This window comes from Leifsonia poae (genome assembly GCF_050632865.1).
In the GTDB taxonomy this organism is placed as follows: Bacteria; Actinomycetota; Actinomycetes; order Actinomycetales; family Microbacteriaceae; genus Leifsonia; species Leifsonia poae_B.
Genome location: NZ_JBODSA010000002.1, coordinates 148,738 through 172,060, shown reverse-complemented (window position 1 = coordinate 172,060; position 23,323 = coordinate 148,738). Strand labels below are relative to the sequence as shown.

Annotated in this window: 20 protein-coding genes, 2 pseudogenes and 1 riboswitch; of the genes and pseudogenes, 8 read left to right on the top strand and 14 right to left on the bottom strand. The window is 71.6% G+C overall.

Going from position 1 to position 23,323, the window contains the following annotated elements; translation table 11 throughout:
* Nucleotides 1-29 precede the first annotated feature (29 nt).
* The 7 genes and pseudogenes from ACRAWB_RS08015 to ACRAWB_RS07985 all read right to left on the bottom strand — a co-directional run bounded on the left by ACRAWB_RS08015 (nucleotide 30) and on the right by ACRAWB_RS07985 (nucleotide 8,777).
* Complete coding sequence (locus ACRAWB_RS08015) at nucleotides 30-1,010, bottom strand: sulfurtransferase (RefSeq protein ID WP_431352863.1); 981 nt, start codon at nucleotides 1,008-1,010, stop codon at nucleotides 30-32.
* A 91-nt stretch (nucleotides 1,011-1,101) separates the two neighbouring features.
* A complete protein-coding gene (locus ACRAWB_RS08010; protein WP_431352862.1) occupies nucleotides 1,102-2,487 on the bottom strand; it encodes an L-serine ammonia-lyase in 1,386 nt (461 codons plus the stop codon).
* Between the two features lie 270 nt (nucleotides 2,488-2,757).
* The gene (locus ACRAWB_RS08005) at nucleotides 2,758-3,576 is read right to left on the bottom strand and encodes an ABC transporter permease (protein WP_363805062.1); all 819 of its coding nucleotides are present in this window, start codon (nucleotides 3,574-3,576) and stop codon (nucleotides 2,758-2,760) included.
* A pseudogene (locus tag ACRAWB_RS08000) lies at nucleotides 3,573-4,570 on the bottom strand (ATP-binding cassette domain-containing protein). The gene ACRAWB_RS08005 and the pseudogene ACRAWB_RS08000 overlap by 4 nt, the downstream one beginning before the upstream one ends.
* Before the next feature lie 118 nt (nucleotides 4,571-4,688).
* Nucleotides 4,689-5,198: a Clp protease N-terminal domain-containing protein gene (locus ACRAWB_RS07995; protein ID WP_431352861.1), complete on the bottom strand. Its 510-nt coding sequence runs from the start codon at nucleotides 5,196-5,198 to the stop codon at nucleotides 4,689-4,691.
* Nucleotides 5,191-5,433, bottom strand: coding sequence for a helix-turn-helix domain-containing protein (locus tag ACRAWB_RS07990; protein ID WP_064109530.1), 243 nt, complete (start codon nucleotides 5,431-5,433; stop codon nucleotides 5,191-5,193). The genes ACRAWB_RS07995 and ACRAWB_RS07990 overlap by 8 nt, the downstream gene beginning before the upstream one ends.
* A 44-nt stretch (nucleotides 5,434-5,477) precedes the next feature.
* Nucleotides 5,478-8,777 carry an ATP-binding protein gene (locus ACRAWB_RS07985; RefSeq protein ID WP_431352860.1) on the bottom strand — a complete coding sequence of 1,100 codons (3,300 nt, stop codon included), beginning with the start codon at nucleotides 8,775-8,777 and terminating at the stop codon, nucleotides 5,478-5,480.
* Between the two features lie 52 nt (nucleotides 8,778-8,829).
* Here ACRAWB_RS07985 and ACRAWB_RS07980 point away from each other — a divergent pair, with 52 nt between their 5' ends.
* Entirely contained in the window at nucleotides 8,830-9,411 is a 582-nt protein-coding gene (locus ACRAWB_RS07980; protein ID WP_431352859.1) for a class I SAM-dependent methyltransferase, read from the top strand.
* A 5-nt stretch (nucleotides 9,412-9,416) separates the two neighbouring features.
* Here ACRAWB_RS07980 and ACRAWB_RS07975 read toward each other — a convergent pair whose 3' ends face one another.
* The 4 genes from ACRAWB_RS07975 to ACRAWB_RS07960 form a co-directional block, all read right to left on the bottom strand.
* Complete coding sequence (locus tag ACRAWB_RS07975) at nucleotides 9,417-9,989, bottom strand: CoA-binding protein (protein WP_431352858.1); 573 nt, start codon at nucleotides 9,987-9,989, stop codon at nucleotides 9,417-9,419.
* Entirely contained in the window at nucleotides 9,986-11,281 is a 1,296-nt protein-coding gene (locus ACRAWB_RS07970) for an O-acetylhomoserine aminocarboxypropyltransferase/cysteine synthase family protein (RefSeq protein ID WP_431352857.1), read from the bottom strand. Before ACRAWB_RS07970 ends, ACRAWB_RS07975 begins: the two co-directional genes overlap by 4 nt.
* 83 nt (nucleotides 11,282-11,364) lie before the next feature.
* Nucleotides 11,365-12,645, bottom strand: coding sequence for a glycosyltransferase (locus tag ACRAWB_RS07965; RefSeq protein WP_431352856.1), 1,281 nt, complete (start codon nucleotides 12,643-12,645; stop codon nucleotides 11,365-11,367).
* A complete protein-coding gene (locus tag ACRAWB_RS07960; RefSeq protein WP_431352855.1) occupies nucleotides 12,642-12,794 on the bottom strand; it encodes a hypothetical protein in 153 nt (50 codons plus the stop codon). Before ACRAWB_RS07960 ends, ACRAWB_RS07965 begins: the two co-directional genes overlap by 4 nt.
* 93 nt (nucleotides 12,795-12,887) lie before the next feature.
* Nucleotides 12,888-12,951: riboswitch (guanidine-III (ykkC-III) riboswitch) on the top strand.
* Between the two features lie 10 nt (nucleotides 12,952-12,961).
* Here ACRAWB_RS07960 and ACRAWB_RS07955 point away from each other — a divergent pair.
* On the top strand, nucleotides 12,962-13,276 hold the full coding sequence (locus ACRAWB_RS07955) for a DMT family transporter (RefSeq protein ID WP_431352854.1): 315 nt from the start codon (nucleotides 12,962-12,964) through the stop codon (nucleotides 13,274-13,276).
* Between the two features lie 5 nt (nucleotides 13,277-13,281).
* On the opposite strand, the pseudogene ACRAWB_RS07950 reads toward ACRAWB_RS07955, so the two are convergent.
* Nucleotides 13,282-14,312 (bottom strand): annotated as a pseudogene (locus ACRAWB_RS07950) (YeiH family protein).
* Between the two features lie 96 nt (nucleotides 14,313-14,408).
* On the opposite strand from ACRAWB_RS07950, the gene ACRAWB_RS07945 reads away from it, so the two are divergent.
* Complete coding sequence (locus ACRAWB_RS07945; protein ID WP_431352853.1) at nucleotides 14,409-14,666, top strand: DUF4190 domain-containing protein; 258 nt, start codon at nucleotides 14,409-14,411, stop codon at nucleotides 14,664-14,666.
* A 62-nt stretch (nucleotides 14,667-14,728) separates the two neighbouring features.
* Here ACRAWB_RS07945 and ACRAWB_RS07940 read toward each other — a convergent pair whose 3' ends face one another.
* Both ACRAWB_RS07940 and ACRAWB_RS07935 read right to left on the bottom strand, forming a co-directional pair.
* Nucleotides 14,729-16,321 carry a S53 family peptidase gene (locus ACRAWB_RS07940; protein ID WP_431352852.1) on the bottom strand — a complete coding sequence of 531 codons (1,593 nt, stop codon included), beginning with the start codon at nucleotides 16,319-16,321 and terminating at the stop codon, nucleotides 14,729-14,731.
* A 58-nt stretch (nucleotides 16,322-16,379) separates the two neighbouring features.
* Nucleotides 16,380-17,993, bottom strand: a complete 1,614-nt coding sequence (locus ACRAWB_RS07935; protein ID WP_431352851.1) for a dolichyl-phosphate-mannose--protein mannosyltransferase — start codon at nucleotides 17,991-17,993, stop codon at nucleotides 16,380-16,382.
* Nucleotides 17,994-18,064: 71 nt separating this feature from the next.
* Here ACRAWB_RS07935 and rsmI point away from each other — a divergent pair, with 71 nt between their 5' ends.
* The 5 genes from rsmI to ACRAWB_RS07910 are packed head-to-tail and all read left to right on the top strand — an operon-like array spanning nucleotide 18,065 to nucleotide 23,288.
* Nucleotides 18,065-18,895 carry a 16S rRNA (cytidine(1402)-2'-O)-methyltransferase gene (rsmI, locus tag ACRAWB_RS07930; protein WP_431352850.1) on the top strand — a complete coding sequence of 277 codons (831 nt, stop codon included), beginning with the start codon at nucleotides 18,065-18,067 and terminating at the stop codon, nucleotides 18,893-18,895.
* Between the two features lie 41 nt (nucleotides 18,896-18,936).
* On the top strand, nucleotides 18,937-20,526 hold the full coding sequence (gene metG, locus ACRAWB_RS07925; RefSeq protein ID WP_431352849.1) for a methionine--tRNA ligase: 1,590 nt from the start codon (nucleotides 18,937-18,939) through the stop codon (nucleotides 20,524-20,526).
* On the top strand, nucleotides 20,523-21,452 hold the full coding sequence (locus ACRAWB_RS07920) for a TatD family hydrolase (RefSeq protein ID WP_431352848.1): 930 nt from the start codon (nucleotides 20,523-20,525) through the stop codon (nucleotides 21,450-21,452). Before metG ends, ACRAWB_RS07920 begins: the two co-directional genes overlap by 4 nt.
* Nucleotides 21,449-22,300, top strand: a complete 852-nt coding sequence (gene rsmA / locus ACRAWB_RS07915; protein WP_431352847.1) for a 16S rRNA (adenine(1518)-N(6)/adenine(1519)-N(6))-dimethyltransferase RsmA — start codon at nucleotides 21,449-21,451, stop codon at nucleotides 22,298-22,300. Before ACRAWB_RS07920 ends, rsmA begins: the two co-directional genes overlap by 4 nt.
* Nucleotides 22,301-22,352: 52 nt before the next feature.
* Nucleotides 22,353-23,288 (top strand): 4-(cytidine 5'-diphospho)-2-C-methyl-D-erythritol kinase, encoded by a 936-nt coding sequence (locus tag ACRAWB_RS07910; RefSeq protein WP_431352846.1) that lies wholly within the window; start codon nucleotides 22,353-22,355, stop codon nucleotides 23,286-23,288.
* Nucleotides 23,289-23,323 lie beyond the last annotated feature (35 nt).

Here is a 23,323-nt window from a genome sequence, read left to right as displayed (position 1 = left end):
GGAGCGAGCTAGGAAAGGTGCGCGACCGCTCAGGCCGCGGAGGCCAGAGGTGCGGCCGGGTCGGCGGCCCACTCGGAGAGCGAGCCGTCGTACAGCAGCACATCGTGCCGCCCGAGGAGTCCGAGCGCCAAGGCGTCCGACGCGGCCGCGATGCCGGCACCGCAGTAGACGACGATGGGGCCGGGAGCGTCGAGCACGTCGGCGAACAGCGCCCGCAACTCACGCTCCGGCAGCAGCGTGTTCGTCTCGCGGTCGACCAGGCGCACGGCGGGTGCGCTCAGGCTTCCCGGGATGTGACCTGCGGCGAAGTCGCGCGGAGGCGTGCCGCAGACGAGCGCCCCGGGTCGCGTGCCCGCGACGATCTCGGCCACCTCTTCCGTCGAGACCCAGAAGCCCGTGCGGGGCCGCGCGACCAGCGGCGAGGCTGCACCCGCGGACGGGACGGTCACGGGGCGCTGCTCTACCGGGCGCCCCTCGGCGCGCCAGGCGTTCACTCCGCCGTCGAGCACGGCGACCCGGTCGTGCCCGAACGACCGGAACAGGTACCACAGCCGGGCGGCCCACTGCCCGACGGCGGTGTCCGCGATCACGACGGTGGTGTCCGCGCCGATGCCGAGCTCGGCGACCGCCGCCTCGAACGGCGCCGCCTCGGGCCGCGTGAACGGGAAGCGCCCGGCCGGGTCGCTGAACGCCTCCAGCAGGTCGGCGAAGACGGACCCGGGGACGTGACCATCGCGGAGGAAGCGGTCGCGCCCGCTGAGGTACGACGGCCGTCCGTCTGCGCCCTGCGACGGCACGACTGAGGCGTCGACCACGACGAGCCCGTCGGCGCCGAGGTGGTCCGCGAGCCACTGCGTCGAGACGAGCGGCCCGTCGAGGGCGGCGGCGAGCGCGGCGGCCGGGCCGTCGAGCGTGGCTGGCCCAGCGGGCGCGGCCGTAGAGGCGGCTGGCCCAGCGGGCGCGTCCACCGGCTCAGAGGTCGGGGTGCTGGTGCGGTCGGTGATGGTCACCCGATCACGCTAGCCACGACCTCCGACGCTGGATACGACGCCCGCAACGCGCCGTAACCCGTCGCGCCGCACCGGGACGTGACGCGGCCCGTCAGCACTCGATGACGTTGACCGCGAGGCCGCCCTCGCTCGTCTCCTTGTACTTGGTGGACATGTCCAGCCCGGTCTGCCGCATGGTCTCGATGACGGTGTCGAGCGAGACGAGGTGGCGGCCGTCGCCGTGCAGCGCCAGCCGGGCCGCGGAGACGGCCGTCGACGACGCGATCGCGTTCCGCTCGATGCACGGTATCTGCACGAGGCCGCCGACCGGGTCGCAGGTGAGTCCGAGGTGGTGCTCCATCGCGATCTCCGCCGCGTTCTCGACCTGACGCGGCGTGCCGCCGAGCACGGCGCACAGCGCGCCCGCGGCCATGGCACACGCGGAGCCGACCTCGGCCTGGCAGCCGCCCTCGGCGCCGGAGATGGAGGCGTTGGCCTTGAACAGCGAGCCGATCGCCGTCGCCGTCAGCAGATACTGGCGGATGCCCTCGGCGGACGAGCCCGGAACGAACCGCAGGTAGTAGTGGGCGACGGCGGGCACGATGCCGGCGGCGCCGTTCGTCGGGGCGGTGACGACGCGGCCGCCGGACGCGTTCTCCTCGTTGACGGCGAGCGCGAAGGCGTGCAGCCACTCCAGCGCGGTCGCGCGTCCCGGGTCGTCCTGCACCGACTCCAGGTGCTCACGCATCGCTGCGGCGCGGCGACGGACGCCGAGCCCTCCCGGCAGGGTGCCGTCGCCGGCCAGCCCGCGGGACACGCACTCGGCCATGGCCTCCCAGATGAGGTCGAGGCGTTCGCGCACGGCGTCCTCGCCATGCAGGGCGACCTCGTTGCGGCGGGCGACCTCGCAGATCGGGATCCCGTCGCGCTCGCAGATCGCCAGCAGTTCCTCCGCGCTGGCATAGGGGAGGGGATGACGCTGCTGCGCGGCGAGCTGCGCCTCTTCGCCGTCGCGGCGGATGAAACCGCCGCCGATGGAGTAGTACGTCTCCTCCAGCAGGGGGAGCGGCGAGCGCTGCCCGGCCTCGTCGCGGCCCCAGGCGCGGAGGGTGAGTGCGTTGGGGTGTCCGGGGAGGCGGGTGCGCGGCTCGAAGTCGATGTCGTCCTTCGAGAGCGGGATGGCGCGGCGCCCGGCGAGCAGGAGGGTCGCGCCGGCCTGGAGGTCGGACCACGCGCCCCGGACGTCCTCCGGGCGGCAGGTCTCGGGCTGCAGGCCGCGCAGGCCGGCGATCACCGCGTCCGGCGTCCCATGTCCGATGCCCGTGGAGCCGAGCGAACCGTAGAGCGTGCAGGTCACCTGGTCGACCCGGTCGAGCATGCCCTCGGCGTCGAGGCGGGCGGCGAAGGCGGCAGCGGCCCGGAGCGGTCCGACGGTGTGAGAGCTCGAGGGGCCGATGCCGATCGAGAACAGGTCGAAGGCCGAGACGTACGCTGTCACATCCTCCAGTGTATGTCGCCTGACGCGCGGGATTCGGGCGTCGGCCCGCGCATTCGCGCACCGATCGTGCGTAGAGGGAGGTGTCGGTGGTGCCCGGTGGGGGAAGTCGGAACTCGTGTGCCGAATCTCCGACGATCAGCAGTCCTGCAGGAGAATCGGCCGCGACCGCACCGAAGATCCGACGCAAGCGCAAGCGCGGCCGCACGCGGAAGCGGCCGCCGCATCCCTCCGCAGGACGCGACGGCCGCCGCCTGGTGACCGGGGACCCGGTCAGGCCTTCCGCATGTACGCCCGCACGGTGAGCGGTGCGAACACCGCGACGATCACGGCCGCCCCGAGGAGGGCGATCCAGCCGTCGGCGCCGAAGGTGCCGTTGTTGGCCAGGTCGCGCACCGCGGTCACGAGGTGCGACACCGGGTTGATGTTCACGAACCACTCCAGCCACGCCGGGAGGGTGCTCGGCGAGACGAAGGCGTTCGAGAAGAACGTGAGCGGGAACAGGATGAGGAACGAGATGCCCTGCACCGATCCAGCGGTCCGTGCGATCACCCCGAAGAAGGCGAAGATCCAGCTGATGGCCCACGCGCAGACCACCACGAGCAGGCCGCCGAGCGCGGCGAAGCCGTAACCGGCGCCCGGCCGGTAACCCATCGCGAAGCCCACCAGGAAGGTGATGGTGGTCGCGATCGCGTAGCGCAGCGTGTCGGCGAGCAGGGCGCCGGACAGCGGGGCGATCCGGGCGATCGGCAGCGACTTGAAGCGGTCGAACACGCCCTTGTCCATGTCCTCGCGGAGCTGGACGCCGGTGACGACGGACGCCGTGATCACGGTCTGGACGAGGATGCCGGGGATCAGCTGCGGGAGGTACGCATCCACACTCCCCGCGATCGCGCCGCCGAACAGCCAGGCGAACATGACGGTGAAGATGACCGGCTGCAGGGTCACGTCGAACAGTTGCTCGGGCGTGCGTCGCACCTTGAGCAGGCCGCGACGCGCCATGGTCAGGGTGTTCGCGAGGGTCTGGCGGACGCTGACGTGGTTCTTGAGGTTCCGCTCCGAGGGCGGGGTGATCGTGGTGATGGCGGTCATGCGTCGACCTTCTCTTCTTCTTCGGCGGACGAGTCGGCGTCTTCGTCGGTGACGCCGTGCCCGGTGAGGGTGAGGAACACCTCGTCGAGCGTGGGCTTCTGCACGGACATCTCCTGCAGGTGGATGCCGGCCTCGCGGAACGTCACGAAGAGGTCGGTGACGGCGTCCGCATCCCGCATGGGAGCGGTGATGCGGGAGCCTTCGGGGAGACGACCGCATCCACACCGAGCACGGTCTGGATGGCGCGGCGCGCGTCCTCGATGTCGGCGGGGTCGGCCAGCCGCAGCTGCAGCGACGACTCGCCGACCGACGCCTTGAGCTCGTCGGCGGTGCCTTCGGCCACCACGCGGCCGCGGTCGATGACTGCGATCCGGTCGGCCAGCTGGTCCGCCTCGTCGAGGTACTGCGTGGTGAGCAGCACCGTGGACCCGGTGGAGACCAGGCGTCGGATGGTGTCCCACATCTGCGCGCGGGTGCGCGGGTCGAGGCCGGTGGTGGGCTCGTCGAGGAAGATCAGCGGTGGCTGCGCGATGAGGCTGGCCGCGAGGTCGAGCCGGCGGCGCATGCCGCCGGAGAACTTCTTCAGCGGGCGCTTGGCGGCGTCCGTCAGCCCGAACTCTTCGAGCAGTTCCGCGGTCTTGGCGCGGGCTTCCCGGCCGGACAGGCCGAGGAGGCGCGAGAAGATCATCAGGTTCTCGTTCGCCGACAGGGTCTCGTCGACGGAGGCGAACTGGGCGGTCACGCCGATGAGCTGGCGGACGACCTGCTGCTCGCGGCGGATGTCGTGGCCGAAGATGAAGGCCTCGCCCGCGTCCGGCTTCAGCAGGGTGGCGAGCATGGAGATGGTGGTGGTCTTGCCGGCCCCGTTCGGGCCGAGGACGCCGTAGACGGCGCCGGCGCGCACGGTGAGGTCGACGCCGTCGACCGCGCGGTTGTCGCCGAAGGTCTTGACGAGCCCGTGGGCTTCGACGGCCCACTCCGAGCTTCGAGTCATGGTGTTCCTTTCCTGGTGGGAATGGTGATGCTCCGATGATGTGCGGGCGCGCTTACATCGCCCTTACGTGCCGCTTACACGGCGGAGGGGTGGATGTAAGGGCGTGTGAGAGGAGCGCTCAGGCGGCGCGGCGGGCGGAGTCGAGCAGGCTCTGGCGGTCGATGCCGGCGAGCGTGAGCGCACGCGGGACCGTGCCGAGTTCGAGTCCGAGGAGGGCGGCGAGCAGGTCCAGTTCCGCCATCCTCTGGCGGTGGTGGGCGGAGGAGACGCGGTGGGCGCGGACGAGCGCTTCCCGGGCGGACGCTCCCCAGCGCGGGCGGGACACCCGGGGTGCGGCGGCGAGGCGTTCCGCCGCGGGTGCGGTGACGCCGGCGACCGCCAGGCTCGCGGTGCGCTCGGCGGTGAGGGCGGCCTCGACGCCGTCGGGGCTCAGCCCGGCGTCGGCGAGAGCGCCGCGGACGGCGGGGCTGCCGTCGCGGGACAGGGCGAGCAGCAGGTGCTCGGCCTCGACGGCCGGGGCGTTGCGCTGCTGCGCCTCGACGACCGACCGGATGATGACGGGTCGCAGCGCACGCGACAGCGGCTGGCCCGGGAGGTTCTGGCTGCTTCCAGCGGGGATGTCAGACATTGCGTCTCCTCAGTTCGACGCCGGCGGCGGCCACACGGCGGAGGTGCTTCTTGTGGACGGCCTGCCGGGTCACACCGAGGGCGTCGGCGATCTGCGTCCAGGTCCAGCCCTCGCGGAGGGCGCGTTCGACCTCGGCGTCTTCGAGGCGGTCGGCGAGCTCGCGGAGGGCGACGACGGCGGCGAGGCCGTCGGCGACGCCGCCGACGGGGTCGGGGAACGGCGTGGTGGGGTTCATGTAAGCAACAATAGTTGCTTAATCTGGTTTGTCAACAGAAGTTGCTAAAGACGCAGCGCGGACAGCAGCTCGAGCCCGCGGCGGACGGCATCCGCGGGGGAGGCGTCGCCCACTCCGGCGCGTGCCGCCGCGAGAGCCGCCTCGCCGTGGTCGGCCACGAAGCGCGCCTCCAGCTGGTCGCGGTGCAGGCTGGCGACGTCCTGCCGCGAGTTGGCCCGCTCGGCCAGGGCGAACAGCGTGAACCCCGCCGTGAGCCAGCGCTCCCGGTCCTCGCCGGTGCGCCGCTCCGCGATGGCCGGGTCGAGCATCCACGCAGCCAGCCCGACGAAGCCCGAACCCATCACCGGCTGGTCGAGCGACGGCGGGTTGAGTCTCGCCGTGACCAGGATGCGCGTGCGCAGCGCCACCGCCGCCGCATCCGTCTCCGCCGGTTCGGTCACGCCGGGCTCCTCCGCCTGCACGCGCAGCCGGGTGATCAGCCCAGCAGCCCCGAGCATGATCAACCACGGGCTCAGCGCGCTCGCCCGGGTGTCCGGCGTGTCCGACGCCGCGTTCAGCGCTTCCCCGTACAGCCGGACCGCCTCGGCAGCGTCACCCTCGGCACGCGCGATCTCGGCCATCCCGGCGAACCCGATCGCGTAGTAGTCGGAGTAGTCGAAGCCGGTGCGGTCCACCTCCGCCGCCAGGTAGCGCTCCAGCAGCCTCCGCCCGCGCTCGGTGTCGCCGATGGCGATCGCGTTGATGGCGATGAGCCAGTCGAGCTGCCGGAGGTCGCCGTCGGCGCGCAGCAGCTCCATCTGGTCGTAGGCGCGCTGTCCCCACTCCAGCGCTTCCGCCGGATGCGCGAGCTCGCTGTGCGACTGCGCGATCGACTGCGCCGCCGAGGCGAGCGACCACGCGTCGCCGACGAGCTGCGCCGCCTCCCACGCCCGCTGGGCCGACGCGAGCGCGGCGTCCAGCTCGCCCGCGTTCTCGCGCAGCTGCGCCAGCAGGAGGTTGCCCATCGCGGCGCTCGCCGGGTCGTCGGACTCCGCGTACTCGGTGAGCAGCGCCATGCCCGTCTCCACCTTGCCGGCCGCGAGGAGCAGTGCGGCCATCGCATCCAGCCGCCCGTCGCCGAACGGGCGCTCGCGCCGCAGCCGGCGCAGGCGGGAGATGGCGCGCGCGGAGGTGCGGAGGTCGACGAAGAGGAACGTTCCGCCGATCAGAGTGAAGCATGCGGCGAACGCGTCGCGCACCTCGTCCGGCGTCTCCCCGTCGCCCAGGACCGCGAGGGCGGCCCTGCCGAACCCCAGCACCTCCGAGTGGGCGCTGCGCAGCGACCAGTAGTACGCGAGCGTGGCGAAGACGAAGGCCACGGTGTCGCGACGCTCGCCCTCGAGGGCCGACCGCAGGACCGCGACCAGGTTGTCCTGCTCGGCCGTGACGCGCTGGAACGTGCGCACCTGATCCCGGCCCGACATCCTGCCCATCGCGTCGGTGCAGAAGGCCACCGCCCAGGCGTCCATCCCGGCGACGACGGCATCGCCCTCGCCGGCCGCTTCGAGCTCGCGGTCGCCGAACTCCCGCACGGTCTCGAGCATCCGGTAGCGCAGGATGCCCGTGGCGCGGTCCTCCGTCACGGTCACGAGCGACTGCGCGACCAGCGCGTCGAGGTTGTCGAGCACGGTCGGCGCACCCGAGCCGGCGACCGCCTCGGCGGCCTGCGTGCTGAAGCCGTCCGGGAACCGCGACAGCCGCCGCAGCAGCGCCTGCTCGGAGCCGGTGAGGAGGTTCCAGCTCCACTCGATCACCGCGAGCAGCGTGCGGTGGCGTTCGGGCGCGGTGCGCTCGCCGCCGGTCAGCAGCGCGAAGCGGTTGCCGAGGCGTCGTTCGATCTCGTCCACGGACAGCGACCGCGTGCGAGCGGCGGCCAGCTCGATCGCGAGCGGGAGGCCGTCCAGGCGGTCGCAGAGCCGGGCGACGACGTCGAGGGGGAGCACGGCGCCGGGGCGCGCGGCGCGGGCGCGCTCGACGAACAGCGCGACGGCCGGGCCGTAGTCGGGGTCGCCGTCGCCCTGTCCGTCGGTGCTCTTCAGCGAGTCGAGAGGGTAGACGCGCTCGGCGCCGATCGAAAGCGGCGCGCGGCTCGTCGCCAGCACCCGCACGGTCGTCGTCGAGTCCAGGATGTCCTGCACGTACGCGGCCGCCGCATCCACGATGTGCTCGCAGTTGTCGACGATCAGCAGGGTCTCGCGCTCGCTGAGCAGGCCCAGGATGCGCGAGCGCAGGTCGAGTGCCGCACCGGGATCGGCAGGCCGGGTCGCGCGGGCCTCCCGGATGCCGAGCGTGGACGCGAACGCGAGCTCGACGTCCTCGCCCGACCGGACACTCGCCAGCTCCACCACGATCACCGCGGGGGTGTGCACGGCGCGGTTGCCGACCTCCTGCGCCAGCCGGGTCTTGCCCAGGCCGCCGGCGCCGAGGATGGTCGTGAGCCGGGAGGTCGCCACCAGATCCTCGACCGCCTCCAGGTCGTACTCGCGGCCGACCAGGGCGTTGGGCGCCGTGCGCAGGCCGATGCGGATGCGGCGCGGCGCGACGGGGCGCTCCTCCTCGTCGTCGGCGAGGAGCTGGGCGTTGAGGGCGACCAGCTCGGGGCCGGGACGCGTCCCCAGCCGGTCGAGCAGAGCCTCCTTCAGGTCGGCGAAGGCGAGCAGTGCCTCGCTGCGGCGGCCGGCCGCAGCGAGGGTGCGCAACTGCTCCAGCCGCAGCGTCTCGTCGAGCGGGCGCTGCTCGATCAGCGGCAGCAGGTCGGCCAGCGCGCCGGCGTGGTCTCCGGTCGCGCGTCGCGCGCGGGCACGGGTGAGGAGCAAATCGTCGCGCAGGGACGCCGCCGTGCGGCCGAGCTCGTCGCCGAGGGGCGATCCGCCGAGCTCGGCGCCGGGCTCACCCCGCCACAGTGCCAGTGCGGCCGTCGCCTGTCCCTCCGCCGACGCGGCCTCGCCGGCCTCGAGCGCGGCCGTCGCCCGCGCGAGCGCCTGGCGTGCCCGGCCGAGGTCGGTCTCCTCGTGCGGAACGGCGAGGGCGTAACCGCTCGGGGTCGACTCGAGCAGGCCGTCGGCGCTCGTCGTCCGCACCCGCGACACGAGTGTCTGCAGGGCGGCGCGCTCCTGCCGCGGCGGGGCGTCGTCCCACAGATCCTCGATCAGAGAGGGCACGCTCGCAGCCCCGCGGGCCAGCACCAGCGCGACGATCAGGCTCTTGCCCAGGGCGCCCGCAGGCTCGGTCAGGGCGCCGGTCCGGTCCTCCACGAGCACCGGGCCGAGCACCGCGACACGGGGAGGCGGAGGCGCGGTCTGCACCCGCCCGATCTTAGCCAGTGCGGGTATCCGGAGCGTGTGTAGGCTCGGCCCCATGGCGTTCGACTGGTCGCAGTTCTACGAGGAGCAGGGCGGACGCGGCGTGCGGCCCACGTTCCAGAGCGCGCTCGCCGCGTGGGACGGCGACCCGGGCGAGGCGATCGACCTCGGCTGCGGCGACGGAGTCGAGACCCGGCACCTCGCCGAACACGGCTGGCGGGTGCTGGCGATCGACTCCGACCCGGGGGTGGAGGAGCGCGTCCGGGCCGGGATGTCGCCCGACCCGTCCGAGCGCGTCACCGTGCGCCGGGCGCCGTTCGAGCAGCTGGGCGAGCTGCCCGCGGCCGACCTCGTCTACGCGGGATACGCGCTGCCCTTCTGCGACGAGAGCCACTTCCCCTACCTGTGGGCGGACCTGCGAGAGGCGCTGCGCCCCGGAGGCCTCTTCGCCGGGGAGCTGTTCGGGCCGCACGACGAGTGGGCGGGGCGAGCGCACATGAGCTTCCACGACCGCGCCCAGGTCGAAGGGATGCTCGCCGGGATGGACGTGCTCCAGCTGGTCGAGGACGACCGCCGAGGGATGTCGTTCGAGGGACCGAAGCACTGGCACGTCTTCCACATCGTGGCGCGTGCCTGACCCCGCTACCGGATGGTCTTGCGCGCCGTGATCTGCCCGGTGTCGAAGCCGAGCAGGTGGAGCCCGCCGTGGAACCGCGCGTGCTCGATCTTGATGCACCGGTCCATGACCACGTTCAGGCCCTTCGACTCGCCGTACTCGGCGGCCTCCTGGTTCCAGATCCCGAGCTGCACCCACACGGTCGGAGCGCCGATCGCGACGACCTCGTCGATCACCGCGGGGATGTCGCTCGCCTTGCGGAACACATCCACGATGTCCGGCACCTCGGGCAGGGATGCGAGGTCGGGGTAGGCGGGCTGCCCGAGGATCGTGTCGGCGTTCGGGTTGACGAAGTACACGCGGTAGTCGCTCGACTGCTGCAGGTACGTGCCGACGAAGTACGACGACCGCGCCGGGTTCGGCGAGGCTCCGACGATCGCGACCGACTTCGCTCCACGCAGAAGGCGCAGCCGCTCTTTCGCGTCGGGGCCGACCCAGGTGCGCTGCGACTTCAGCAGCTTGGCGAGCGGGGAGTCCGCCGGGAGGGCGCAGCTCAGGCCGTTCGCGAGCTGGACCTCGGTGGTCGCGGTGTCGCTCATGCTGCCTCCTCGACGGCGATGCTGAGTGCCTGGTCGAGATCGTAGATGATGTCGTCCACATCCTCGATGCCGACGCTGATCCGCACGACGCCCGGCAGCACGCCGGCGTCGAGCAGCTGCTGCTCGGTGAGCTGCGCGTGCGTGGTGGAGGCGGGATGGATCACCAGCGTCTTCGCGTCGCCGATGTTGGCCAGGTGGCTGGCGAGATTCACGGATTCGATCAGCTTCTGCCCGACCGCCCGGCCGCCCTTCACCTCGAAGCTGAACACGCTGCCCGGCCCGACCGGCAGGTACTTCTGCGCGCGCTCGTGGTGCGGGTGCTCCGGCAGCCCGGCCCAGTAGACCTTCTCGATGCGCGGGTCGGCATCCAGCCATTCGGCGACCGCGCGGGCATTGTCGACGTGGGCCTGGATGCGGTACGGCAGCGTCTCGACGCCCTGCGCCAGCAGGAACGCGGAATGCGGTGCGAGCACCGGCCCGATGTCGCGCAGCTGCTCGGCCCGCAGCCGGGTGAGGAACGCGTACTCGCCGAAGTTGCCCGACCACTGCAGCCCGCCGTACGACGGCACCGGCTGGCCGAACAGCGGGAACTTCTCCGAGTGCCAGTCGAACCGGCCGCTCTCGACGACCACGCCGCCGAGGGTCGTGCCATGGCCGCCGAGGAACTTCGTCGCCGAGTGGATGACGATGTCGGCGCCCCACTCGATCGGCCGGTTGAGGTACGGGGTCGCGATGGTGGAGTCGATCGCCAGGGGGATGCCCGCCGCATGCGCGACCTCCGCCAGCCCTTCGATGTCGGCGATCTCTCCCGAGGGGTTCGCGATGGTCTCGGCGAACAGGATCTTGGTGCGGTCGGTGATGGCCGCGGCGTAGTCGGCCGGGTCGGAGCTCTGCACGAACGTCGTGTCGACGCCGAAGCGCCGCAGTGTCACATCCAGCTGGGTGATCGACCCGCCGTAGAGGTTGGCCGACGCGACGATGTGGTCGCCGGCGCCGACGAGCGACGCGAAGGTGATGTACTGCGCGGAGAGCCCGGAGGCGGTCGCCACCGCGCCGAGCCCGCCCTCGAGGCTGGCGATGCGCTCCTCGAATGACGCGACGGTCGGATTGGCGAGTCGCGAGTAGATGTTGCCGTACTTCTGCAGCGCGAAGCGGGCGGCCGCATCCGCAGTGTCGTCGAACACGAACGCGCTGGTCTGATAGATCGGGAGCGCGCGGGCGCCCGTCACAGGGTCGGGGATGTTGCCCGCGTGGATCGCCCGCGTGCGGAAGCCGTATTCGCGATCAGCCATGCGGCAACGCTACCCGAGGCCGCCGACGCGCTTCCCGCGGTTCGTAACATCGGGTCAGACGGCGTTGTTCTGCGCGGCGTACGTCACCTCGACGCTCTTGCGCGTGCCCCAGCTCCGGAGCGCAGCGTGCACAGCGCGTAGATCCGCAGCCACATCAGCAGCAGGATGTGGACGACGCCGTAGAGCGGTGAGATGGCGAAGCCGATGAGCTTGTCGCGCCGCGTCTGGCGCACACCGGTCAGGTCGAGGTAGCGCACCGACCGCGCGTACGCGACCAGGACGATGTAGATCAGGTACGGGCCGAGCAGCAGCACCCCGGTCATCAGGGGAGCGACGACGAGCGCCCACAGCACGGCGACGCTGAACACGGCCCAGGTCAGCACCTCGGACAGTGTCAGCCAGAAGCCCCACCTGTTCATCGGCAGGTTGCCGAGGGCCCACAGCGACTCCCGGAAGAAGGACTTGTTCCACCGCACCTGCTGCCGCAGGTAGTGTCCCCAGCGCTCGGGCACGGCCGTGTAGGCGATCGCCGTCTGCTGGAACAGCACCCGCCCCTCGAGCAGCCCGTAGTTGGTGAGGCGGCGGTCGTCGCCGAACACCGCGGGGGCGCCGAGGAAGGTCTGCGTGAGGAAGTCGTGCTTGTACTTCTGCATGAGCGACGTGCGGTAGATGGCCAGCGAGCCGCACGCGCAGAGCACCGACCCGAGCGCGGAGTACGCGGCGCGCTCGAACAGGAAGGCGTTGGCGTACCGGATGTCGATCAGACGGGTGAGGAGGTTGGTCCGGTAATTCAGTGCGAGGACGAGCCCCGTCACGACGCTCACGCCGGCGTCGTGGAACGGGATGAGGGCCTGCTCGAGCGCACGCTCGTCCAGAACCGTGTCGGAGTCGACGCAGAGCATCACGTCCGCCTCCGGTTGCGCTTCGAGGCACGCGATGAGTCCTTCCCGCTTGCCGCGGTTCTCCTCGAAGCGGATCACGGTGACCGGGATGCCCTTCTCGGCGAACGCCGGGGTCCACCGTTCCGCCTCGGCGAGGGCGCGGGTGTCGCCCGAGCAGTCGTCGACGATCGCGACCGACTGGGGAAGACGCGTCTGTGCCAGCAGGGAGCGCAGTGAGGCGGCGATGATGTCCGGGTCCTCGTTGTACATCGGGATCGCCACCCCGACGACGAGGTTCGCCACCCGCTCGGCCTGGATCCTCGTCCGGGTCGTCCAGACCGGGGATCGCCAGGACAGCACCAGCTTGATCGAAAGCACGCTCATCACGGCCACGCCGTACCAGCTCGGGCCGCCGCGCAGGGACCACAGGACGGCGAACGTGGTGATGACGAGCGCGAAGACGACGAAGCCGAGCGCTTTCACTGGGCGCGCCGGCGCACGCGGACCCGCAGCAGCAGCACCCCGGACGCGACAAGGGCGCCGGCGGCTGCGCCGACCCACCAGTGGTCGAGTTGGATCGCGCCGATCGCAATAGCGCCGGCGCCCGTCAATGCAAGCATCTCGTCGTACATGGGTGACCTCGGATTCCGCGGCCGCTAGGGTTCGGCCGCACACCTTGTAGACGGTGCTCAGCGGGTTTTATGACGGCGTCTGTACCCTGGGTGACCAGGCCCGGATGCGGGCCCCGGACGACGGATCAGTACCCGGTGAGCGACAAGACTGGCCAAGGAGCCGGATCATGTCCTGGATCGTCCTCGTCCTCTCGGGCGTCCTCGAAGCCGTGTGGGCCACGGCCCTCGGTAAGTCGGAGGGCTTCAGTCGGCTGTGGCCGACCGTCGTCTTCGCCGGGGCGCTCGTCGCGTCCATGGGCGGCCTCGCCTTCGCCATGCGCGAGATCTCGACCGGCACCGCGTACGCCGTCTGGGTGGGCATCGGCGCCGCGCTCACCGTCCTCTACGCGATGCTGTTCGGCGGCGATGGGTTCTCGCTGGTGAAGGCGCTGCTGATCGTCGGCCTTTTCGGGTGCGTGGTCGGGCTGAAACTCGTCGAGTAGCCCGCTCAGCGCGCGGTCAGCCACACGGCGCCGAGCGCCAGGGCGGCGATGAGCGCCCAGGAGGCGAGGCCCGTGACGAGCGCGCGCCATCCGGTTCCGATCAGCGAACGGAGGCGGACCGCGGTCCCGAGACCGAACAACGCCATCGCGAGCAGCACGGTCTGCAGGGTGTCCGCGCCCTCGGTCACCGCCGGGGGAGCGGGACGAACGTGCGCACGAGAACCGCGAGAAGGAAGCCCGCGACGAACAGCGGCACGATCGGAGGGCGCTTCGCCGCCGGGTCGCCCTCGACGTGCCGGCGTCGCTCCACCACGGAGGCGATCGCGACCATCGGCGCGAGCATGAGCACCCGCGTGAGCTTGACGACGACGGCGACCGACAGTGCCGCGGCGCCCGCGAGCTGCGCGGTCGCGACCACCTGGCCCACGTCGTGCACCCCCGCGCCGACCCAGTGTCCGAACTGCACGGCGTCCAGGCCGAGCGGATGCCACAGCAGGGGAAGGACGAAGATCGCGAGCGTGCCGCAGAGGGTCACGAGGGCGACCGGCGTGGCCGCCTCCTCGTCCTTCGGTTTCACGACTCCGCTCATGGCGCCGATGGCGGAGGCGCCGCAGATCGAGAAGCCGGTCGCGATCAGCAGCGGCTGGTGCCCGGGGAGCCGCAGCAGCCGCCCGATGCCGAAGGTCCCCACGAAACTGAGCAGGACGACGGCGATGGTGGACAGGATGGCCGCCCATCCGAGGCCCGCGATGTCGCCCAGACTCAGCTTCAGGCCGAGCAGCACCACGCCGATCCGCATCAGGCGCTTCGCACTGAGCGAGAGGCCGGGCGCCAGCGCGCCGGTGACGGCGGGGCGGGCCGCGGGCAGCTGACCCACCACGATGCCCAGGACGACGGCGGCCGTCAGCAGCGGGACGGCGGGCGCCAGCCAGTGCACCGCCCACGCTGCGGCTGCTGCGAGCGCGCACACGAGGAGGCCGGGCAACCACGGCGCGGGGCGGCGGACGGACGGCGACAAGCTGCTCACTCCTCCCATTCTGTCGGGCGCCTCGCGTAACGAACGACGGAATCGTGCGTCTTGAAGGATGTGCGCACTCTGCGCACGCACATCACCAGAACTACGGAAGAATCAATGACCTCCACTCAGACCACGACGAAGTTCAACACGATGGCGATCCTCAGCTTCGTCTCCGTCTTCCTCGCCGGGCCGCTCGCGATCATCTTCGGGGCTGTCGCCCTCAACCAGATCGGCCGCACCGGCGAGCGCGGGCGCCTGCTCGCCATCTGGGCGATCGCCCTCGGCGCGATCAAGATTGTCGGCTCGATCGTCCGCATCTTCGTCCTCGGCTGGGCGGTCGGCGGATCCGGCATCCTCAACTGGGTCTGGTAGACCCGACGAGACGGACGGCCGTCGCGCATCGCAGGATCGAAGCGCGACGGCCGTCCTGCTTCTCAGAGCGACGACAGCAGCTTCGCGCCGTCCGGCACGCCGAGTCCGGTGCAGGCGTCCCACCCCGCCGTGGCCGTGTACGAACCGTTGTCGCCGTGCGTGATATCGCGGAAGCCGTCCGCCACCTGTCCGGCCCCGATGGAGTCGTACAGCGCCGGCTGCGCGAGTCCGAGCGGCTTGCCCGTCGACTGCGCCAGCCGGGCGACCAGGGCCGCCCACAGCGGGGCGACGGCGCTCGTACCGCCGATCACGGTGTCCTGACCGTCGACCCGGATGCGGTAGCCCGTCTGCGGGTCGGCCACGGCCGAGACGTCGGGTACCCCGCGTCCCCCAGGGCCGTTCGCCGCGCCGCCCGCATCCGTCCCGTCCGCGCCCGACGGCACGCCCACGCCCTTCTGCCAGGCCGGCAGGGGGAAGACCGCGCTGACGCCGCCTCCGGTCGCGCCGCCGCCGCTGCCGTTGTTCCACACCGTCTCGGAGTGCACGGCGCCGGTGGAGGTGTCCGCCTCGAGCCGCGTGCCCCCGCAGGCCAGAGCGTGCGGCGAGGACGCCGGGAAGTCGACGTGCGGACGCCCGTCGCCGACGCGGTCGCTGCTCCCGTCGTCCCCGGCGGCGGCCGTGGTGGTGACGCCGAGGGCCGCCGCATCCTGCAGCGCCTCGTCGAAGGCCGTGCGGGCCTGAGCGGTCCACTGGTCCTCGGACTGACCCCAGCTGATGCTGATCGCGGCGGGCGTCGGGTCGGCGTGCGCGGCCGTGGTCACCGCATCCAGGAACCCGGCGTCGGTGTTCGGCGCGAAGTAGACGACGATGGAGGCGCCCGGCGCCAGCGCGCCCGCCACCTCGATGTCGAGCATGACCTCGCCGTCCGCGCCGTTGGGATTGCCGTCAGGCGCGTTGGAGCCGCCGTCCACTCCCACCGCGGTCACCGAGGGCGTCGGGATGCCGAGGCCGGCGAAGTAGGTGTCGAGGTCGGACTGCACGTACCCGCCGCCGAGCTCGATGATGGCGATGGTCTGCCCGGAGCCGTCGGTGCCCTCCGGGAACGAATACACGGTGCCCAGCTGCGGCGGCGTGTAGCTGATGTTCACGGCTGCCGCCGGAACGTAGCGGAACTGCGCCCGCGCCTGCGGCCGGTCGTCCAGGCCGAGCACGGCGGTGACGACGCCCGCGAGCGCGGCCGGGATGCTCAACCCGCCGGAGCGCTGCCGGTAGGTCGGCGCATCGTCGCCGGCGTCCTCCCGGGTCGACTGGGCGAGGTCGGTCCCGAAGACGCGGGCGACCGTCTCCACCGGTCCGGAGACGCGGACGCGGCGCGCGGCCGCATCCACGTCCTCCACGGTCAGCCCGAGGCCTTCGAGCGTGCTGCGGACCAGTTCCACGTCATCGGGCGACGCGCCGTAGCGCTCGGCGAACTCCTCGCGGCCGATCGGCTGCGCGAAGGCGGTCGCGGGCAGTTCGGCGCGGCGGCGCAGCACGAGCGTCGCCTCGATGCGGGAGCCCGGTGCGAGTCCGCCGTGGGCGCGGAAGCCCGAGCGCTCAGGGCGCTCGCTGCCGGGAAGGGGGACCAGATCGAGGGGCTGTTCGGCATCCGTCATACCACTCGGTCTACCACCCGCCCCCGACACCGCGAAGGGCGACGGCCGAAGCCGCGGTTCAGACCCAGCTGGGCAGCCACATGTGGATCTGCCAGAACCAGAACGGCACCTGCTGGCCGGTCCAGATCGGGTAGAAGAACGCCGTCACGACCGTGCACGCGGCGAGGAACACGCCGGTCCAGAGGATGCCGCGGGTCCGCCGCCGCTCCGGGTCGGTCCGGGAGCCCAGCACCAGTGCGATCACCGCCGTCAGGGCCAGGATCAGGTAGGGCTCGAATGCGATCGAATAGAACGTGAAGATCGTGCGGCCCATGTAGAGCCACCAGGGCAGGTAGCCCGCCGCCAGACCGGTGAGGATGAGGCCGATGCGCCAGTCCCGCGTCCTGATCAGCCAGTACACCAGGAACAGGATGGCCGCGGTCGCCGCCCACCAGATCAGCGGGTTGCCGAGCGAGGTGATGGCCGCGGAGCACGAGCTGGAGGCGCAGCCGTCCTGTCCCTGCGTCGTGCCGACGTAGTACATGCTCGTCGGCCGCAGCATCAGCGTCCACGTCAGCGGGTTGGACTGGTAGGGGTGCGGCGTGTGCAGGTTGATGCTGTAGTTGTACATCTCCGTCTGGTAGTGCCAGAGGTTCTGGATCCACAGCGGGACCCAAGAGAGGCCGCCCGTCCACTGCATGTGGACGGATTCGGCCCAGTGCCGGTAGTAGCCGTCGCTGGTGAGGATCCAACCCGCCCAGCAGGCGACATAGGTGACGAACGCGATCGGGACCATCAGCACGAACGTCGCCGGGGCCTGCTTGAGGAGAGAGCCGCTGATGTAGAACGGCAGCTTCTCGCGGCGGCGGGCGACCGCATCCACCACCACCGTGTAGACGGCGAAGAACGCGAGGAAGTAGAACCCGGTCCACTTGACGCCCGCGCACAACCCGCAGAGGATGCCGGCGGCGATCAGCCACGGCCGCCACCACAGCACGGGGCCCCAGGCGGGATCGCGGCCCACCGAGCGCTCGGCCGCGACCCGCGCGGCGAGCCGGTCCGCCGCCCACCGTCGATCGAGCAGGATGCAGCCGAAGGCCAGCAGGGCGAAGAACATCACGAACCCGTCGAGCAGCGCGACCCGGCTCATCACGATGGCGTGACCGTCGATCGCGAACAGGAAGCCCGCGATCGTCGCGATCATCGTCGAGCGGAACAGCGCCCGCGCGATCAGGAAGACGAGGAGGACCGCGAGCGTGCCGACGACCGCGGTGGCGATCCGCCAGCCGAACGAGTTGCCCGCTCCCGTTGCGGCCATCCCGAGCCCGATCAGCCACTTGCCGAGCGGGGGATGCGCGACGAACGATGGATCGGACGAGAAGATCTGGGTCTCCCCGGCCGCGAACTTCGCATCCGCCTTATCGGGCCAGCTGCCCTCGTAGCCGAGGTTCCAGAGCGACCAGCTGTCCTTGACGTAGAACGTCTCATCGAACACCAGCGCATGCGGTTGCCCGAGGTTCCACATCCGGAGGATGGCGGCGAGCAGGGTCACGCCGATGGGCGCGCCCCAGTACCAGAGGCGCATCCGGGCCGGGGTGCGCAGGACGCGCGCCCACCAGTCGTCGAGGCGGCTGCCGACGGGTTCGGCGGCGCGGTGCGCGGCGACGACGTCGGTCGGGGGTGCGGAGGTCACCACGCCATGCTAGAGGCGGCGGCTCGGAGTCGCCTTTCGGTCGGCGCTCCGCAGGCTGTCAGACTGGGGGGATGATCATCCTCGCCGCCACGCCCATCGGCAACCTGGGCGACGCCTCCCGCCGCCTGGTGGAGGTGCTGGACGGCGCGACCGTGGTCGCGGCGGAGGACACGCGTGTCGCCCAGCGGCTGCTTGCCGGACTCGGGATCGAGAACCGCCCGCGCCTCATCGCCCTGCACGACCACAACGAGCGCGACCGCGCCGGCGAGCTGGTCGAGCTGGCGCGCGATCAGGATGTGGTGCTCCTCTCGGACGCCGGGATGCCGACGGTCAGCGACCCCGGCTTCCACCTCGTGGAGGCGGCGGCCGCGGCCGGCGTCGGCGTCACGGCGCTGCCCGGGCCGTCGGCGGTGCTCACGGCGCTCGCGGTGTCGGGGCTGCCGACCGACCGGTTCACCTTCGAGGGCTTCCTGCCGCGGAAGCAGGGGGAGCGGACCTCGACGCTGCGCGCGCTCGCCGCCGAGCCGCGCACGATGGTGTTCTTCGAGTCGCCCAACCGGCTCGCCGCCTCCCTCGCGGACATCGCCGCGGTGTTCGGCGACGACCGGCGGGCGGTGGTCTGCCGGGAGCTGACGAAGCTGTACGAAGAGGTCCGCCGGGGATCCGCCGCCGAGCTCGCGGCATGGGCGGCGGAGGGTGTGCGCGGCGAGATCGTGATCGTGGTGGCCGGCGCGCCCGCGCGGGCGGCCGATCCCGATGCGGCGGTGGAGCAGGTGCTCGTCCTGGTGGCGAGCGGGACGCGGCTCAAGGACGCGGCGGCCGAGGTCGCGGAGGCGACCGGACTCGGCAAGCGGGACCTCTACCAGGCGGCGCTGGCGAAGCGTTCTCCACAGGCGGAGTAACACACGATTTCACGCGCGCCCGCGCCCGTAGGATAGTCACCATGTCCGATGGCTCTTCCTTCTACATCACCACGCCGATCTTCTACGTGAATGATGTCCCGCACATCGGGCACGCGTACACGGAGGTCGCGGCCGACGTCCTGGCCCGCTGGCACCGCCAGGCCGGCGACGACACCTGGCTGCTGACCGGCACCGACGAGCACGGGCAGAAGATCCTGCGCACCGCCACCGCCAACGGCACCACCCCCAAGGAGTGGGCCGACAAGCTGGTGGGCGAGGAGTGGCTGCCGCTGCTGAAGACCATCGACATCTCCAACGACGACTTCATCCGCACCACCGACGAGCGGCACGAGGTCAACGTCCAGAAGTTCCTGCAGAAGCTCTACGACGACGGCTACATCTACGCCGGCGAGTACGAGGCGCTGTACTGCGTGGGCTGCGAGGAGTTCAAGCCGCAGAGCGAGATCGTCGACGGCACGGGGGAGTACGAGGGCCAGAAGGTCTGTGCGATCCACTCGAAGCCGCTCGAGCTCCTGCAGGAGAAGAACTACTTCTTCCGCATGAGTCAGTTCGCCGACCGGCTGCTGTCGCTCTACGAGGAGCGGCCGGACTTCGTGCAGCCCGAGTCGGCGCGCAACGAGGTCGTCAGCTTCGTGCGCCAGGGGCTGTCCGACCTGTCGATCTCGCGCTCGAGCTTCGACTGGGGCATCAAGGTGCCGTGGGACGAGTCGCACGTCGTCTACGTGTGGTTCGACGCGCTGCTCAACTACATCACCGCCGTCGGCTACGGGCAGGACGACGAGGAGTTCGCCCGCCGCTGGCCCGCGAACCACCTGGTCGGCAAAGACATCCTGCGCTTCCACGCCGTCATCTGGCCGGCCATGCTGATGGCCGCCGGCCTCGAGGTGCCGAAGCGCGTCTTCGGCCACGGCTGGCTGCTCGTCGGCGGCGAGAAGATGTCCAAGTCCAAGCTGACCGGCATCGCGCCGACGCAGATCACCGACACCTTCGGGTCCGACGCGTTCCGCTACTACTTCATGCGCGCCATCAACTTCGGGCAGGACGGCTCGTTCAGCTGGGAAGACCTCGCCGCGCGCTACCAGGCGGAGCTCGCGAACGGCTTCGGCAACCTCGCCTCGCGGGTGATCGCCATGGTCACGCGGTACTTCGAGGGAATCGTCCCGCCCGCGGGCGAGTACCAGGAGGTCGACCTGCACGTGCAGGAGGTCGTGCGCACGGCGGCGGCCGACGCCGATGCGGCGATCTCGCGGCTGGCGATCCACGACGCGCTGACCGCCATCTGGCGCATCGTCGACGAGCTCAACGGCTACATCACCGAGCAGGAGCCGTGGACGCTGGCGAAGGACGACGCTCAGCGCGAGCGCCTGGGCACGGTGCTGTACACCGCCGCCGAGGGCCTGCGTTCGCTCGCCGTGCTGCTGTCGCCGGTCATCCCGGGCGCCACCACCAAGCTGTGGGAGGCGCTGGGCGTCGAGGGCGAGCTGGGTGCGCTGACCGCGCAGCCGCTGCGCACCGCGGGCGACTGGGGCCAGCTTCCCGCCGGCACCGAGGTCAACGGGCTCGCGGCGCTGTTCCCGCGGATCGACGCAGAGGCGGTCGCCACGGTATGACGGACCCGTCGTTCGTCCGCCAGCGGCACGTCACCGACGGTCGCGACCTGGCGTACCCGCCGCTGCCCGAAGCGCTCACCGTCCCGGTGTACGACAACCACACGCACCTCGAGATGAGCGACGGCGACGAACCGCTCGACTACCGCGAACACCTCGACCGCGCCTCGAGTGTCGGCGTGCGCGGGGTCGTCCAGGTCGGAAACGATGTGGAGACCTCGCGCTGGTCGGCCGAGACGGCCGCGATCGAGCCGCGGATGCTCGCGGCCGTCGCCCTGCACCCCAACGACGCTCCGGACTACGCGGAGCGCGGGGAGCTGGACGACGCGCTCGCGGTGATCGCCGAGCTCGCCGGGCGGCCGCGCGTGCGCGCCGTCGGCGAGACCGGCCTCGACTTCTACCGCACCGAGGAGGGCCCGCGCCGCGAGGCGCAGTTCCGCTCGTTCGAAGCGCACATCGAGATCGCCAAGCAGAACGACATCGCCCTGCAGATCCACGACCGCGACGCGCACGCCGACGTCGTCGCCACGCTCAAGCGCGTCGGGGCGCCGGAGCGGACGGTGTTCCACTGCTTCTCCGGCGACGTCGAGCTGGCCCGCATCTGCGCCGACAACGGCTGGTACATGTCCTTCGCCGGCACCGTCACGTTCAAGAACGCGCCCAAGCTCCGCGAGGCGCTGGCCTCCGCCCCGCGTCACCTGATCATGGTCGAGACGGACGCACCCTTCCTCACGCCGACTCCGTACCGCGGCCGCCCGAACGCGCCCTACCTCATCCCGCACACCCTCCGGGCGATGGCCGAGATCATCGGCACGGACGCCTCCACCCTCGCTGCGCAGATCACCTCCAACACCGAGCTCGTCTACGGCCGCTGGGACAGCGAGCCGGTCGGTCCGCCACCCACGACGCCGATCGGGATCATCGCGTGAGCGAGCTGCGCCTGCTGGGCCCCGCCGAGATCCGCGACCTCGCCCAGCTGCTCGACGTCACCCCGACCAAGAAGCTCGGCCAGAACTTCGTGATCGACGCGAACACGGTCCGCCGCATCGTCCGCGTCGCCGAGGTGCAGCCCGGCGACCGCGTGGTCGAGATCGGCCCCGGCCTCGGCTCCCTGACCCTCGGCCTGCTCGAGGCCGGCGCCGACGTCATCGCCGTCGAGATCGACGGGCGCCTGGCCGCGCAGCTCCCGATCACGGTCGGCGAGCTCGCCCCCGACGCGGCGGACCGCCTGACGGTCGTCCATCGGGATGCGCTCGCCATCACCGAGCTCCCCGCCGATCCGGTTCGCCTGGTCGCCAACCTCCCGTACAACGTCTCCGTCCCGGTGCTGCTGCACTTCCTGGAGCGCTTCCCGAGCCTCCGCTCGGGCGTGGTCATGGTCCAGGCAGAGGTCGGCCACCGCATCGCGGCACAGCCCGGCTCGAAGGTCTACGGTGCGCCGAGCGTCAAGGCCGCCTGGTACGGCACCTGGCGGACCGCCGGCGCCGTGAGCCGCCAGATCTTCTGGCCGGTGCCGAACGTCGACTCCGTGCTCGTCGGCTTCGAGCGCCACGACCAGCAGCCCGGCGGCGAGGCCCTTCGCCTGCGCACGTTCGCGCTCGTCGACGCGGCCTTCCAGCAGCGCCGCAAGACGCTGCGGCAAGCGCTCGCCCCGGTGTTCGGCGACCCGACCTCCGCCGCCACCGCACTGGAGGCGGCCGGCCTCGAGCCGAGCCTCCGCGGCGAGCAGCTGGCGCTCGCGGACTTCGCCCGGCTCGCATCCGTTTCGGTTGCGTAAAGCTCACAGCAGCTGCACAGCGGCGGGTCCGCGGGGTGTGTAGGTTGGAGGCATGGTGGACGGGTGGGACGTTGACAGCGTGCACGTTCGCGCTCCCGGCAAGATCAACGTCTTCATGCGCGTCGGCGCCGTCATGGAGGACGGCTATCACGACGTCGCGACCGCCTACCAGGCCGTCTCGCTCTACGAGGACGTCCGCGCCTACCCGGACGACGAGTTCTCCCTCAGCTTCGGCGGTTCCATCGACACCAGCGGGCTCCCGCTCGACGACTCCAACCTGGCACTGAAGGCCGCCCGCCTGCTGGCCCGGCGCACCGGCTACACCGGCGGCGTGCGCCTCGAGATCGACAAGCACGTGCCGATCGCGGGCGGCATGGGCGGCGGCTCCGCCGATGCGGCCGCGACGCTCGTCGCCTGCGACGCCCTCTGGGGCACCGACGTCGGCCGCGACGAGCTGCACGCGCTGGCCGCGCGCCTGGGCGCGGACGTGCCCTTCGCGCTGGTCGGCGGCACGGCGATCGGGACGGGCCGCGGCGATCAGCTCAGTCCGGCGCTCGCGACCGGCCAGTTCCACTGGGTGCTCGCGCTCCCGGACGGCGAGCTCAGCACCCCGCGTGTCTACAGCGAGCTCGACCGGCACCGCGAGCGTCACGCCCGCGACATCGCGCCGGCGCAGCTGACGCCGAGCGTCGACTCGGCCGTGCTTCACGCCCTCCGCGCAGGCGACCCGGCCATGCTCGCCGAGGCGCTGACGAACGACCTGCAGGCGCCGGCCATCCATCTCGCTCCGGAGATCGCCGACGTCATCGAGCTGGGGGAGATGAACGGCGCTCTCGCCGGGATCGTCTCGGGCTCCGGGCCGACGGTGGCGTTTCTGACCGCCGACCTCGACTCGGCGCTCGACCTGCAGATCGCGCTGAGCGCGTCCCGGGTCAAGGCCGTGCGAGCCACCGGGCCGGTGCACGGCGCGCGCATCGTCGGAGACTGAGGGGCGGAGCTGCGAGGCGAAGCTGGTCATGAGAA